Origin of the sequence: Streptomyces sp. NPDC005955 (genome assembly GCF_042871255.1) — a bacterium.
Lineage (GTDB): Bacteria > Actinomycetota > Actinomycetes > Streptomycetales > Streptomycetaceae > Streptomyces.
The window spans coordinates 130869-144312 of record NZ_JBIAIF010000006.1; the positions used below are offsets into that span (position 1 = coordinate 130869).

Below are 13444 nucleotides of genomic sequence, written 5' to 3' on the forward strand. Positions count from 1 at the left end.
GCTGTTCGGGGACACGCCTGTGCCCGTCAGGCTCACGCGCGCGGCGGCGCCCCGCGACCCGGCCCGGCCCGACCGGGTGACCGGAACTTCACAGCCGTGTCACAAGCGGACCCGTCGCCCGCGGGATCTTGCCTGACACTTCCTCCACCAGGTACCTTGCATTGCATGGAACAAGGCGAGGCAAGCACGGAGTCGGTCGACGGAAAGGTGGTGAGCCAACTGCGCAAGGGCGTACTGGAGTACTGCGTCCTCGCCCAACTGCGCGACGGGCCCCGCTACGGCGTCGAACTGCTCGACGGCCTCTCCTCGGTCAAGGTCATGACGACCAGCCAGGGCACCATCTACCCGCTGCTCACCCGCCTCCGCCGCGACCGGTCGGTGGACACCTTCCTGCGCGAGTCACCCAGCGGGCCCGCGCGCCGCTACTACACCCTGACCGCGACCGGACGCGCGGCCCTCGCGGAGTTCACCGCGAGCTGGCCGCCCTTCCGCGAAGCCGTCGACCACTTCATCACCTCCGGGGGGACCCACTCATGAACGCCGTACCGACGACCCTCGACCACCCGCTCGTCCGCGCCTACCTCGACGCCCTCGACCGGGAGTGCGCCTCCCTGTCCGCCGCGCGGCGCAACGAACTGATCGCGGACCTCAGCGAGCACATCACCGTCTCCGTCGGCCACCCGGCCACCGACGCCGAGGTCAAGCAGGTGCTCGACGCCCTCGGCGACCCCCGCACCGTCGCGACGGCGGCCCTCGCGGAGGAGCCGGCCCCGGCGGCCCGACCGGACGGCGCGGCGGCCACGACCTCCAGGGTCCGGACCAAGCGCCTGCTGATCCTGCTCGCCCTCACCGGCGTGCTCACCGCGGGCAACCTGGCCCTCGGCGGGGTCGCCGTCCTCGTCGGAGTCGTCCTGCTGTGGCGCGCGTCCGAGTGGCAGAACTCCGAGAAGGCGATCGGTACGGCCGCCGTCCTCGCCACTCCGGTCATCCTGTTCGGCATGGCCGGCCTCTCCGCGTTCGGCCGGCTCGACGTCATGACCATCATGGCCACCGCGGCCGCCGCGCTGAGCGTCCCCACCCTGGGCAGCCTGTACCTGTGGCAGAAGGCGCGTCCGGCGGCGACCGCCTGAGCCGCACTCAGGCCGAGGGGCGTACGGTCCTCTTCGCCAGTTCGTACGCGGTGCGCATCCCCGCCCCGGCGTCCGCGGTCCCCCAGAGGTGGACGATGACGACCCCCTCGCCGGAACCCACCGCGAACGCCCGCGACTTCTGCGGCAGCGCCGTCCCCGCCTGGTCCTCCTCGGTGTACACGACCTCCGCACCCGTGAACTCACCGGCCTCGACCCCGGCGTACTCGGCCCGCGCGAGCCTGATCACGAAGTCCTCCACGAACGCCCGCAGGGCCCGCTCCGGATCGTCACCGGACCGTCCGCCCGCCCACACGCGCAGGAGTCCGGGGGTCGTCGTCCCTTCGACCTCGCAGACCAGGGAGAACGAGACCTTCGGGTCCTGCGACGCGCCGGTGGCCCCCGCTTCCCACCCCCGGGCCACGTCGAACGACACCGGCAGCGCACAGGCCGACCCCGCGCCCCCGACCGCGCCGCCCCCGCTCCCGTCCCCGTCCTCGTCGCCGTTCGCGTCCACGGAAGCGCTCCGTCCACCGGGCTCCGACGACTTCTCCGTCACGGTGGTGCTGGTGCAGCCCGCGAGCAGCACGCTCAGCAGGATGAGCGGAGCCGCACCCCGGACGCCACGTCTCGCCGTCCTCGCCATGTCGTCGTCCCCCTGTGTTGCCCGTGTGAGTGAGGTGATCGATGAGAAGGACGCACGTTCCACGGACCCGGTTCGGGTACCGGCCGGGTCCCTGAGCGGCGGGTGGCGCGGGTGGCGCGGGTGGCGCGCGGGTGGTCAGCCCGCCGGGTAGAAGACGAACAGCGTGCAGCCCGTCTCCGTCTGCGGGACGTGCCAGGAGCCCGCGGGGGCGTGGATGAAGGAGCCGGCGGGGTAGTCACGGGCACCGTCGTTGAAGACCCCGGAGACCACGAAGACCTCCTCGGGCCCGGGGTCGTGGACGTCGATCCCCTCCCAGCAACTGTGCGGATCCATCTCCAACACCTGGGCGCTCGCTCCGTCGTCCCCGCGCCACAACGGGCGCTGCCGGATGCCCGGGAAGAGCTCCCGCACCGGCGCGTCCTGGACGTCGGCCCACACGTAACCGGGCTGGTTCTGTTCTGTCGTCATGGGAACCAGCCTGGCGGCCGGCCACACCCCCCACGAGTGTCAGGATCGACACCCCGGGGTACTTTCCTGCCATGCATCGAGTGGCGGCGCTCGTCCACCCACCACAGTCGACCTTCGAACTCGCCTGCGCGGCCGAGGTGTTCGGCATCCAGCGGCGTGAACTGCCGGTGCGGTACGACTTCGGCGTGTGCACGGAGCACCCCGGCCCGATCCCCACCCGCGCCGGGTACGACATGCTCGTGACGGACGGGCTGGAGGCGCTGGAACGGGCGGACACCGTGGTCGTCCCCGGTTGGCCGCCCGCCCGGGAACCGCCCTCGCCCGCGGTCGTCACCGCCCTGCTCCGGGCGCACGCCCGCGGGGTGCGGATGGTCAGCATCTGCTCCGGTGCCCTCGCGCTGGCGTCCGCCGGGCTGCTGGACCGGCGCCGCGCGACCACCCACTGGGCGCTGGCCGCGGAGTTCGCCGCGCGCTTCCCGGCCGTCCGCTTCGACCCCGACGTGCTGTACGTGGACCACGGCGACGTGGCCACCAGCGCGGGCGCCGGCGCCGGCATCGACCTGTGCCTGCACCTCGTCCGCGGCGACCAGGGTGCCCGCTACGCCGCACAGGTCGCACGGAACATGGTCATGCCGCCCCATCGCGAGGGCGGGCAACTCCAGTACGCGGGCCCGCCGCACCCCACCCAGATCGACGGCACGCTCGCCCCGCTGCTGGAGTGGGCCGCCGAACGGCTCGGCGAACCGGTGACCCTCGACGCCATGGCCGCGCACGCGGGCGTATCGGCGCGCACCCTCGCCCGGCGGTTCGCCGACCAACTCGGCACCAGCCCGGGACGCTGGCTGCTGGCCCAACGGATCACCGCGGCCCGTGAGCTGCTGGAGGGCTCCGACCTGCCGTTGGACGCGGTCGCCCGCCGCACCGGCCTCTCCTCGCCCGCCAACCTCCGCCGACGCTTCCGCAACGTCCTCGGCACCACCCCGGGCGCCTACCGCCGGGCGTTCCGCACCGATCCGCCCCCGCGGACGTCCACGGGCCCTCACCGACCGCCGTCGGCGTAGCCGAGGGCCGACTCCCCGAGCAGGGGGACGCACTCCGGAGCGAGCCGCGGCAGCAGCGGCAGCGCGTACCGCCAGTGTTCGCCCGCCAGCACCCGGCGCACCAGTCGGCGGGCCTCGTCCACGTCGCGGGAGCGATCCGTACCGAGTGCGTCGGCGAGTGCGAGGAAGCGCAGTACGGAGACGTGCTGCGGAGTCCGTCCGTCCGCGGCGGGGACGGTCACCGTGACTCCCGCGAGGTAGGTCGCCACCGCGGCGAGGGCCGCCGCGCGGGCCCGGGCGGACCCCGCCCGCCCGGCCGTGGCGAGCGCCCCGGGGACATCGCCCCGCACGGCGTGCAGAACGGCCCATTCGGCGAGGGGCAGTACGCCTTCGGGCAGCGGCGTACGGGTCACGTACTCCTCCCAGCGGACGAGCCGGTCCCCCAGCACGGGCAGCCCGGGGTCGATCCGGAGACCGCCCCCGCCGTCGCCCCGGCCGGCGTCGAGCAGTGCGTGCAGCAGGACGGCGTGCAGGTCCCAGCCGAGGACGTCCTCGTCGGGACGGGCACACAGGGCCCGGAGCGCCGCGAGCAGACGGGCACCGGGGCGACGCGGATCGGGCAGGGCGAGCAGCAGCCCCAGCACCCGGGGCAGATGCCGTTCCCGACCCGGTAGGCGGGCCGTCCCGCCCACCCCCGCGAGCTGTTCCTCAACGATCCCCGCGGCGACCTCGGGGTCGTGCGCGGCGAGGCCCACGGCCACGGCGGCCCGCGCCCGCTCGCCCTGCTGACGCTCCCGACCCGTCGCGCCGTCCCCGCCGGCCCACCGCACCGCGGGCCCGACGAGCCCGGCATGCGCGAACGCCTGGGCGACGAGGCCGCGTACGGCAGGATCGGACAGGTCGGCGGCCGCCCGGGCGGCTTCCTGCGCGTACTGCACGGCCTCGGCGCGGTACTGCCCCGCCGCGCAGCCCATCGACACGAGGGCCAGGGAACCCGCCTGCTCGGCGGCCTCGCCCGAGCGCCCCACGAGCCGTGCCGCCGTCTCGGCGTGACCGGTCGTGGCGAGCGCCTGGGCCAGCGGAAGCCCCCACCCCCCGGTGCCGACCGGGGCCGCCCGCCCCTCCCAGCGCTCGAAGGCCGCCGTCAGCAGCTGACGGCCGCGCAGCGGATGGACCGCCAACGCGTCCTCGACGGCCTGGAACTCTTCCACCTCCGGGGTGTTGGCCCCTTCGGTGGACGCGGCGGCCGTCCGTTCGCGCACCACGGTGCGGGCCTGCTCCCGGACGTCCTCACCGAGCACGTCCCGGCGCAGCTCCTCCGGGACCGCGTCCAAAAGCCCGGCGGCCTTCGTCGTCTGCCCCACCTTGTACAGGGCGTGGACGACACGGGCCAGCGTGGTGGACAGTTCCAGGTCCAGGTGGGCGCGGTCGGCGGGGGAGAGGGCGCCGGGGTCGGCGAGGGCTGCGCGCAGCGCGCGCTCCGCGGACAGGGCCAGCTTCTCGGCCCTCGCCCGCCGGGTCGACAGCAGCGCAGCCGCGCCGAGCGCGAGCAGGTCGACGTGCGTCACGTCCGAAGCGGGAGTGAGGCCGGCACAGTAGACCTCGATCCGCTGCCGGATCGCGGCGGCGCCCAGGCCCACTTGGTCCCGTACGGGTTCCAGGTCACAGAAGTCCGCGACGCGCGCGCGGATCACCTTGTCACTGTCCGGGACCTCCGCGGCCAGCTCGCCCCAGATCTCCATGGCCTCGGCGCGTTCATGGGGCCCCATCACGCTCAGCGACTCCGCGTACTCTGCCACTCCGACCAGCCAGCTGACGTCCCGCGGGTCGCCCAGGGCCTTCGCGGCCCGCACCCGGTGCCCCCACCCCACCGCCTCGCAGGACAGGACGGCACGCAGCACGGCGTCGCCGAACTGGCGTTGACCGCAGGCGCGGAGCACGAGGCCCGCCTCTGCCAACGCCTCCAGGTCGGCGTCCGACTCCGCGATTTGCGGTACGTCCGCCACGGCCCGTTCCGCCAGCTCCGCCGCCTCGCGCGCCACGTCCGCCGCCTTCCCACGGGCGGGCAGCACCGCGGCCACGTGGGCCAGTCGCACCGCCCTGGCCGCCTCCCGCGCCGGTGACCGGGCCAGGGCGCGGGCCCGGTCGACGTCCCCGGCGAGCGCGAACAGCCGGGGGAACTCCCTCGGTACGGGGCGGGCCCGCTGGGTGAGCACGGTCCGGGCGAACGAGACCCGTGCGGCCACCCCGAGGCCGTCACTTCCGTCCGTCGCGAGGTCCAGCTGCGCGAGCGCCTCGTCGGCCAGTCCCTCCGCCACCATCCGCAGGTGTCGGTGCGGATCGAGTACGTACCGTTCGACGCGTTCCGGGTCGCCGCGCAGCAGCCGCGGATGGTGCGACAGCAGGTAGCGGGGCGCGGAGGGTGGCCAGGCCCGTGCCCGCCAGGAGTCCGCCCAGCGGTGCAGCAGCCCGGCGCACCGTGCGAGCAGCTCCTGACCGCTCTCTTCGCGCGCCACGCGCACCCACTCGGCGCCCCCGAGGGCACGACTCCCCACGTCCAGGTCCTCCGGGACGAGACAGCGGCCCGCGTCTCCGGTCAGCAGCTGCTCGACCGCGGAGCACTCGACGTCCGTCAGCTCCGCCAGGTCCGAGGCGGACAGGCCCGCCCCTGCGGTGGCGAGCAGTCCGACGACGGTGCGTCCCAATTCGGTCGCGCGCAGGAGGGCCAGTTCTTCCCGTGCGACTGCTGCGGTGTCCCTGGCGTGCGGGGAGGGGGCGAGCGCGCGCACGACGTCCGCCCCGCGCAGGGGATGGTCGGACGGGACGTCGACGGGTGGCTCGACGGCCGGACGGCTCGACACGATGACGCGGAGGGTGCGCTTCCCGCTGGGCCGGTCGTCCCCCAACGGCCGGTGCGGCGAAGCGTGGGGGAGGAGGGCGGCGATGCTGGGCCCGACCGCCTCTTGCCCCGACCCCGCTCCGTGCCAGACGAGGTCCTGGTCCAGCCCGTCCACCACGACCAGGAGCCTCCGCCCGCGCCTGGCCGAGCGGCGAGCCGCGGCTTGGAAGAGCCTCTGGAGCGTTGCGGGCGGGACGTCTTCCGGTGTGCGCGGCATCTTCCGCTTCAGCAGGTGCATCAACTGGCGCACCATCGAGCCCACGAAGTGGCGGGACCGGTTCCGCTCCCCGGCCCGGGAGACGAAGTAGCCCACCACATCGGCGTTCGCGGGCGGCGCCAGCAGGAACCGGGTCAGCAGGACCGAGACACCGGCCCGTGGCGGGGCCTGCCACCAGAGGTAGGTGGGCGCCTCGTCCGTGGTGTCGAAGAAGTCTTCCATCACGGCGACTTCGTCCTTGCGGTCGCGCAGGGCACGTCCCGTGTGGTCCTCGGCCCCGTAGGGAGCCATTGCCCGACGCTGTTCGCCGCGTCCCTCCGCGGTGCCGCGCTGGTCCTCGCCCTCCCGCTGCGCCGCCCGGAGGACCTGCCGCCACGTCTCGTCGAACTCCGCCGGCTCCCCGACTGCTCGGCTCAGGAACACCACCAGCCGCTCGGCTTTCACGGTGTTGTCCCGCCGGGGGGCCGTCTCGCCCCCGAACCAGCGCTTGACCGTCTCCACGGAGACGCCCGCCGCAGCCGCGCACGCGGTGAAGTCGTCCTTCCTCGCCTTCGTCTTGTCCCGTTCCCGCAGTTCCGTCAGCATCCGACCGAACTCGGCGCGCGCGGGCTTCGCGAACGTCACTCCCATCACCTCCACTGGCATATGCCACAGCTACTCGAAACCCACCCTGACCTGGGTCAATGTGTTGCCTCAACGGGGTACCTGCGCGGTCGTCCGGGTCCCGCCAAAGTGGCATCACCGCCCGGCAGTCGAACGGCCCGGGCAGTCACCGGAAGGACGACCCGTGCCCGTACTCCCCGCCCTCCTCGATGCCGCGACCCTGGCCGCCGCCGGGGCCACGACCTACACCGCGGTCCTCGCCACCGTCGCGCTCACCTCGGTCCTGGCCCGTACCCCGGAGCGCCGCCGGGACGCCCGGGCCACGTTGACCATCCTGCTCAGGCGCCGCCCGCCGAGGTGAGCGGCGCGCGGGGCACCGTCCCCCTGCGGGAGCGAACTGCCCCTGTCCCAAGCGCTCTTGGGGCAGGGGTGGCGATCAAGCCAAGTCGCTGCGCGCCCTTCCTCTCACTGCTACCGTCTCATCGGTCACCGTATGTGGTCGCCGATGAGAGTGGTAGCCGGATCTTGCGTGCAGTGTCTGCTCCGAGTGAGCGACGACGTCCCTCCTGGGACCCCCGGCACCAGCCCTGCGTGCCCGTCGTCTCCCTCGAAGGCGAGGTCGCAGACCTGTCACTGGTGGAAGTCCTGGCCCGTGCAGAGAAGTTGAGCACCCTCGCCTGTGCGACCCCCGGCGAGGGGGTCGCCCTCATCGAGTACCTGCTGGCGATCTGCTTCGCCTCCCAGACCCTCCCCTCGTCACCCGAGGAGTGGAGGGTCCGGGTCGCCGAGGAACACCCGCTGGACGACGTCACGGAATGGCTGACCAGCGAACCCGCCGACGACTGGGACCTGTTCCATCCGGAGCGCCCGCTCGGGCAGAACAGTCAATTGGCACACCAGCTCGACGAAAACGGCACCGGGCCCGCGCAACTCGTCCTCGAACGGGCGGGCGACTACTGCCAGTTCTTCGACCACCACCACCTCGAACACGCCGAGCCGCTGCCCGCCGCCGCTGCCTTCCGGGCCCTGCTGTCCCAGCACGTCTACGGACTGGCGGGCCGGGCCCGGGTCTCCGGCAAGTCGCTCGGCGCCACCCTGACCAACCTCGCCGCGGGACGCCTCCAGGGACGCATCCGGGTCGTGGTCCAGGGCCGCACCCTCGGCGACACCCTCCGGCTGAACCTCTACCCCGCGGCCGGCGGAAGGACGGGGCACTTCAACCGGTCGTGGACGTCGGCGGAGAACCCCCGCCGGGGGTTCCGTACGAAGCCGGTGGGCCGGGCCACGTCCGGACCGGCCGACCTGCACAGCTACCTCGGGCGCTCGGTGCTGCTGCGCCCCGTGCCGGCGGCGCCCGGCGAACCCGTCCACGTCGACCGGGTGCTGATCGGAGCCGGTGAACTCCTCGCCCTCGACCCGGAGCGCGACCTGGAGGACGCCGTCCCCAGCACGATCACGCTGAACGGTCACCGCAAGCCGCTCTGGCCCTCGCCGACCCGCGCCCTGTGGCGCGAGGCGCACGCCCTCTACAGTGCGGCCACCCAGGAGACGACGGGCCTGTTCGGACGGCTGCGGCACCTCCGCTTCCCGGACGACGGGGACGGTCCGCCCTGCATGCTGTGGGCCGTCGGACTCATCGCCAACAAGACCGTGGCGGCCACCTGGACGGAGGGCCACTTCCCGTACGCCCCGAGCCAGGGGGAGGCGCTCTGCGAGGCGTCCCGTCGCGGCTCGGCCATCGCCGACTACCTGGCCCGGGCCCTGGAACGGTCCGCGTACGCGGCCTGGAAGGTCGCCTACCCCAACCCGAAACCCGCCGACCGGGCCGCTCAGATGGCCCGGTTCGACGCCCGGCGGGAGTTCTGGCCCGCGGCGAAGGGCCCGTTCCTGCTCCTGCTCGACGAGACGGCCCGCGGGAGTGACGTGCCGACCGTCCTGCGCGACTACGCCGGCGACCTCCGCTCCAGCGCCGCGGACTTCCTCCGGCACCGGCTGGACGCCTTGCCGCACGACAGCAAGGGGCTGCTCGCCCGGGCCCGCGCCGAACACCGCTTCCGGGCGGACCTGGCCGATGCGAAGGCCCCCGCCGAACTCCGGGAAGAGAGGTAGAGATGTCGGAACGCAGGCACCCCGCCCCGGACGGGCGGCCCAGCGAACAGCTCACGGCCTGGCTGATGAGCCTCGTGCGCAACCGCGAGTACGGGATGCTCGCCGAACTGCGGCGCACCAAGCCCACCGACTCCCACGTCCGTGCCGGCTGGTACGCCCCGACGAGGGAACAGCGCGAGACCTACGAGAGGGTCGCGTTCCTCTTCAGCCTCTACCACCAGGGCGCCTCCGCGCCGCTGCTCGGGAAGGGGAGCCTCGGTACCGCGGCGCGCAGGATCGGGGACGGCGCGGGGCGCGGCCCCGACAACCCCGGTGCGCAGCGCCTGCTGTCCCGGGTGGTCGCGAGCCGCCGCGTGCCCTGGCGCCACCTCCAGCACACGATCACCCGGCTGCGGGCCTGCGACCAGCCGCCGCCCTCCTGGACCAGGCTCACCGACGACCTGATCCGCTGGCACGACCGCAAGGCGCGGATCGCCTACGAGTGGACGGTGGAGTTCCACCAACCGCCCACCCACCACCGTGGCGCGACGCCCCGCCGAAGCGCGGGCGGCGAACGCGACGGAACGCACCCGCAGTCGACGCAGAAGGAAGCGAGCACGTGACCGAGGCCGCCCCGCGAAGTCAGTTCCTCTCCCTGCACGTGCTGGAGACGCTCGTCGCCGTGCTCCCGGTACGGGACGAGAACGGTTCACCGAAGAGCCTGGTCTACGGCGGCGTCGAACGGCACATGATCAGTAGCCAGGCCCGGCGCCGGGCCGAACGGGTGCACGCCCGGGACCGCGCCAACGCCGGGGTGGGGGCGCTGGCCGGACGGAGCACCGGACTGCGCACCCGTGAATGGGCGCTCATCGCCGCCAAGTCGCTGACGGACGACCACGGCTGGGACAAGGACGAGGCCGTCGTCACCGCCCGCGCGGTCATCGAGGCCACCGGCCTGAAGTTCGGCGACCCCGCCAAGAAGACCGTGGCCCATCTGACCAAGGTGCTCCTCTTCGCGCCGTCCGACGCCGGGACCCGGATCGCGACCCGCATCCACGAACACGCCGAGGAACTGCGGGCCTGGCGCGACGACTACCTGCGGGTCCAGGCCGAGAGCGGGAAGAAGACCGCCCGGCGGGGCACCCGGAAGAGCGACCCGGACCCGACCCCCGAGGAAGCGGGCGGCACCGCCGAGGCATCGCTGCCTGCCCTGCCGAAGCAGCACCGCGACGCCGTGCTGTTCGCCATCGCACCGCGCGACGCCATCGACATCGCGCTCTACGGTCGCTTCCTGGCGGAGATCGCGGACTCGCCGAACGTGGACGGCGCCGTGCAGAGCAGCCACGCCTTCACCGTCCAGGAGGCCGAGCAGGTCGACGACTTCTACGCGGCGGCGGACGACGCGAAGCTGCACCGCAAACGCAACGCGCTGGACTTCCTCGACTCCGCGGACGACGCCGGAGCCGGCATGACCGGCTACCAGTCGCTGATCTCCGGCACCTTCTACCGGCACGCCGTGCTGGACCGCGTCCAGTTGCTCACCAACCTCCGTGCGGCCGGCATGACCGAGTCCGAGGCGGCCGACGCCGCGGCGGACGCCGAGAAGGAGTTCGTCAACGCCTTCGTGGAGGCGTTCCCCGAGGCGAAGAAGAACTCGACGGCCTCCACCGGCTCGCTGCCCGCCCTGGTACTCGCCTTCGAGGGCGTACGCCCCTACAACTACGCCGCCGCCTTCCAACGCCCCATCGACGAGGGCCCCGTCAGGAAGAGCGAGGAGAGCCCCACCGGCACGGTCGGGGAGGGGCCCGCCGGTCCCGCGGCGGTCCGCAGACTGCTGGACCACCACGCCTTCGTCAGCGAGCGCCGCCCCGACCTGAGGACCGCCCGGGTCCTCACCTACGACCCGCAGATCGACGCCGTCCTCAAGGAGCACCTCGCAGCGGGCAGGGTCGACGTGACGTCCGTGACGGCGATCGAGGAACTGGCGCAGTGAACCACGTACTGCTCGTCCGGCTCGCCGCCCCGCTCCAGTCCTGGGGCGTCACCGGCCGGTTCTGGCAGCGCGACACCCACAGCCGGCCCACCAAGTCGGGCGTCATCGGACTGTGCGCCGCCGCGCTCGGCCTGCCGCGTGAAGCCCCGCCGGAGGATCCCGGTCACGACCCGCTCGGCGAACTCGCCCCGCTGTTCTTCGGCGTGCGCGCCGACCACCCCGGCAAACCGGTGCGCGACTACCACACCGTCGGCGCCGGCCGGTATCCGCTGCGCCCCCGCGACCTCGTCACCGACCACCGGCGCGCCGCGGCGGCGGCGTCGAGGGTGGACACGTCGACCGGAGAGACCTTCGGCCACCACGAGCTGGAGGACTGGTACGGGGCGCCGAAGCGGATCGCGTCCGACCCGGTCGCCGGCACGCTCGTCTCCGCCGAGGTGCGCCGGAACGCGATGATCACCGAGCGCTGGTACCTCGCCGACGCGACGTTCCTGGTGGGCCTCCAGCACTCCGACGCGGGGTGGTTGAACCGGATCGCCCACGCCCTGGAGCACCCGAAGCGGCTGCTGTGGCTCGGCCGGAAGTCCTGCCCGCCCTCGGGGCAGTTGGCCCTGGGCGTCCTGCCCGGCACGCTCGCCGAGGTCTTCGCACGGGTGGCGCTGCTCCCCCGTGACTCGGACGAGCCCCCGCGCACGGGTGCCGCCCGGCCGTGGGCCTGGATCGAGAGCGCGCGTCCGGTACCGGGGGCGGGCCCGATCATGGACCAGCCGGTGGGTTTCCCCGCCATGGGCCCGAAGCACGCCGCGCGCTGGGAGACCGGGGCCCGCATCACCATCGACCCGTCCGCACCCGATTGGGACATCATCCCGTGACCGCGCCCCCCGCCACGGCCGCCAGGTTCGTCGCCACCCAGACCCTGCTGACCCTGGACGCCAGGCATCCCTACGCCGCCAAGTCGCTGATCGACGCGCAGGACATGCACCGGACCGTGATGAGCGGCTTCCGGGGCTGGGTCGACGACGGCAGCCGCGACGCCCGCGCCCAGATGGGCGTCCTGTCGACCTGGACGCTGAATCTCCGCGAGGCCCGGCTCTCGCTCGTCGTCCAGTCCCAACTGCCGGGTGACTGGAGCCGGCTCCCGAGGGCGGCCCTCGTCACGGAACCCGAGATCCTGACGCTCGACCGCACCTTCACCGTGGGGGACCGGGCCGACTTCCGCACGGTGGTCAACCCCGTGCACAGCCGTCCCCCCGCTCCGGGGTCCCCCGAGAAGACCCGCGGCAAGCGGGTCGCGCACACCCGGCCGGACCATGTGAAGGCGTGGTTCGTCCGGCGCCTCCAACCACCCGGCGAACCCGCCGTCGCACCCGACGGCCTGACCCGGCTGGGCGCCGACGCCCCCGCCGAGCAACTGGCCGTCCGCATGCTCCCCCGGGTCTCCAGCCCCGGCCCGCACAAGGGCCTCCAACTCGCCCGAGCGGAGATCAAGGGGAGTCTCACCGTCACCGATCCGCAGGTGTTCGTGACCGCCCTCACCCGAGGAGTCGGCCACGCCCGCGCCTACAGCTGCGGACTGCTCCTGGTCCGCTGAACGGGGGCGGCGGGAGGCCCTTCGACGCCCCGGTCAGACCTTCTTGACGACGATCGTTTCCGGGACCAGCCTCTTCAGGTCATCCACGTCCGAGGTGAAGACGGTGACCTGCCCCTTCTGCTGCCGGGCGATGACGGCGAGCACCGAGTCGATCGCGTGTTTGTGACCGTGCAGCTTCGCGTCGGCCAGGAGCCGCCGGGCCTGGCGGGCCTCCTCCTTGCCGATGTCGGCGACGGTGAGCCGGGAGAGGACCCAGTCCCAGCGCTGTTCTGTCGTCCTTCCGTCGTATGCCTCGACCAGGGTCATCGGGGACGTCACCACCTCGGCCTCACCCCGGGCCGCGAGGTCGATCCAGGCGATCATCTTCCGGTCGCCGCGCATGGCCAGGGACAGGGCCTCGCAGTCGAGTACGAAGACGCGCAGTGGCCGCGGACGCTGTTCACCGGTCCGCTTCTTCACGCAGCTTCCTCGGCGCCGTGGCCTCCGGGGGCGCGGCGCTCGTGCTCGGCATCGAGGTCCTCCAGCTCCGCGAGTGCCGCGGTGTGCTCGTCCTCGGTCACCGGGCCGTGTTCCTCTTGCAGCCAGTCCGCCAGCTCCCGCAACCGGTCCCGGTCGCGTTTGAAGCGCAGCGCCTCCGAGACGTAGGCGGACAGGCCCCTCTCCGCCACCTCAGAGCGGATCTCGTCGAGGAGCTCCTCGGGGATCGTCACCGTCATCTTCTTGGTTGCCATATAAGGAACCATACTCCCCGTAGAGCTCCCCGTATCTCTCT

At 73.3% G+C, this 13444-nt stretch carries 14 protein-coding genes; 9 read left to right on the forward strand and 5 right to left on the reverse strand.

Annotated elements, in window-relative coordinates:
• Positions 1-165 precede the first annotated feature (165 nt).
• Positions 166-537 (forward strand): PadR family transcriptional regulator, encoded by a 372-nt coding sequence (locus ACFYOU_RS16925; RefSeq protein WP_389764639.1) that lies wholly within the window; start codon positions 166-168, stop codon positions 535-537.
• Complete coding sequence (locus ACFYOU_RS16930; protein WP_391306468.1) at positions 534-1130, forward strand: HAAS signaling domain-containing protein; 597 nt, start codon at positions 534-536, stop codon at positions 1128-1130. The genes ACFYOU_RS16925 and ACFYOU_RS16930 overlap by 4 nt, the downstream gene beginning before the upstream one ends.
• A gap of 7 nt (positions 1131-1137) precedes the next feature.
• On the opposite strand, the gene ACFYOU_RS16935 is transcribed toward ACFYOU_RS16930, so the two are convergent.
• Both ACFYOU_RS16935 and ACFYOU_RS16940 read right to left on the reverse strand, forming a co-directional pair.
• Complete coding sequence (locus tag ACFYOU_RS16935; RefSeq protein ID WP_391306469.1) at positions 1138-1773, reverse strand: lipoprotein; 636 nt, start codon at positions 1771-1773, stop codon at positions 1138-1140.
• Positions 1774-1908: 135 nt separating this feature from the next.
• Positions 1909-2241, reverse strand: a complete 333-nt coding sequence (locus ACFYOU_RS16940) for a cupin domain-containing protein (protein ID WP_389764645.1) — start codon at positions 2239-2241, stop codon at positions 1909-1911.
• Positions 2242-2312: 71 nt separating this feature from the next.
• On the opposite strand from ACFYOU_RS16940, the gene ACFYOU_RS16945 reads away from it, so the two are divergent.
• Positions 2313-3302, forward strand: a complete 990-nt coding sequence (locus ACFYOU_RS16945) for a helix-turn-helix domain-containing protein (protein ID WP_391306472.1) — start codon at positions 2313-2315, stop codon at positions 3300-3302.
• Here the strand turns inward: ACFYOU_RS16945 and ACFYOU_RS16950 are convergent.
• On the reverse strand, positions 3281-7021 hold the full coding sequence (locus ACFYOU_RS16950; protein ID WP_391306474.1) for a hypothetical protein: 3741 nt from the start codon (positions 7019-7021) through the stop codon (positions 3281-3283). The two genes, ACFYOU_RS16945 and ACFYOU_RS16950, sit on opposite strands and share 22 nt — an antisense overlap.
• 163 nt (positions 7022-7184) lie before the next feature.
• On the opposite strand from ACFYOU_RS16950, the gene ACFYOU_RS16955 reads away from it, so the two are divergent.
• The 6 genes from ACFYOU_RS16955 to ACFYOU_RS16980 all read left to right on the forward strand — a co-directional run bounded on the left by ACFYOU_RS16955 (position 7185) and on the right by ACFYOU_RS16980 (position 12672).
• Positions 7185-7361 (forward strand): hypothetical protein, encoded by a 177-nt coding sequence (locus ACFYOU_RS16955; protein ID WP_387009370.1) that lies wholly within the window; start codon positions 7185-7187, stop codon positions 7359-7361.
• Between the two features lie 230 nt (positions 7362-7591).
• Positions 7592-9109, forward strand: coding sequence for a type I-E CRISPR-associated protein Cse1/CasA (locus tag ACFYOU_RS16960; RefSeq protein WP_391306476.1), 1518 nt, complete (start codon positions 7592-7594; stop codon positions 9107-9109).
• Between the two features lie 2 nt (positions 9110-9111).
• Positions 9112-9711: a type I-E CRISPR-associated protein Cse2/CasB gene (casB, locus tag ACFYOU_RS16965; protein WP_391306478.1), complete on the forward strand. Its 600-nt coding sequence runs from the start codon at positions 9112-9114 to the stop codon at positions 9709-9711.
• Complete coding sequence (locus tag ACFYOU_RS16970) at positions 9708-11081, forward strand: type I-E CRISPR-associated protein Cas7/Cse4/CasC (protein ID WP_391306479.1); 1374 nt, start codon at positions 9708-9710, stop codon at positions 11079-11081. Before casB ends, ACFYOU_RS16970 begins: the two co-directional genes overlap by 4 nt.
• Positions 11078-11953 (forward strand): type I-E CRISPR-associated protein Cas5/CasD, encoded by an 876-nt coding sequence (gene cas5e / locus ACFYOU_RS16975; protein ID WP_391306481.1) that lies wholly within the window; start codon positions 11078-11080, stop codon positions 11951-11953. Before ACFYOU_RS16970 ends, cas5e begins: the two co-directional genes overlap by 4 nt.
• Positions 11950-12672 (forward strand): type I-E CRISPR-associated protein Cas6/Cse3/CasE, encoded by a 723-nt coding sequence (locus ACFYOU_RS16980; RefSeq protein WP_391306482.1) that lies wholly within the window; start codon positions 11950-11952, stop codon positions 12670-12672. The genes cas5e and ACFYOU_RS16980 overlap by 4 nt, the downstream gene beginning before the upstream one ends.
• 33 nt (positions 12673-12705) lie before the next feature.
• Here the strand turns inward: ACFYOU_RS16980 and ACFYOU_RS16985 are convergent, their stop codons facing one another.
• Positions 12706-13131, reverse strand: coding sequence for a hypothetical protein (locus tag ACFYOU_RS16985; protein ID WP_391306484.1), 426 nt, complete (start codon positions 13129-13131; stop codon positions 12706-12708).
• Positions 13128-13403 carry a CopG family transcriptional regulator gene (locus tag ACFYOU_RS16990; protein WP_389764660.1) on the reverse strand — a complete coding sequence of 92 codons (276 nt, stop codon included), beginning with the start codon at positions 13401-13403 and terminating at the stop codon, positions 13128-13130. The genes ACFYOU_RS16985 and ACFYOU_RS16990 overlap by 4 nt, the downstream gene beginning before the upstream one ends.
• Positions 13404-13444: the final 41 nt, after the last annotated feature.